The sequence below is a fragment of the Nocardia cyriacigeorgica genome (genome assembly GCF_010858045.1).
GTDB lineage: Bacteria > Actinomycetota > Actinomycetes > Mycobacteriales > Mycobacteriaceae > Nocardia > Nocardia cyriacigeorgica_E.
The window spans coordinates 1-283 of the sequence record NZ_JAAGVC010000363.1 but is presented as its reverse complement, the minus strand read 5'-3'; the positions used below and the strand labels follow the sequence as shown (position 1 = coordinate 283).

The 283-nt window shown below is 68.2% G+C and carries 1 pseudogene; it reads left to right on the top strand.

Annotated elements, in window-relative coordinates:
* Positions 1 to 52 precede the first annotated feature (52 nt).
* A pseudogene (locus GV790_RS30040) lies at positions 53 to 283 on the top strand (NADH-quinone oxidoreductase subunit C); the annotation flags it as partial.

Genomic DNA, 283 nt, shown 5'->3' with positions numbered 1-283 from the left:
AACAGGCCGCGCTCGCCGCCACCCCCACCATCCGGATGGAAGGGCTGCTGCGATGACGGCCGAGCAACCACGCAACGGCTCCGGTGACGAGGTGATCGGCGTCCGCCATGGCATGTTCGGGGCGGAAGGTACCGGCGATACCTCCGGCTACGGCAAACTCGTCCGACAGGTCAGCCTGCCCGGCGGCACACCCGCACCCTACGGCGGCTATTTCGACACCATCGTCGAGGCACTTGGCAGTGCACTCGCCGCGGACGGCCACGACCTCGACACTGTCGTGGAG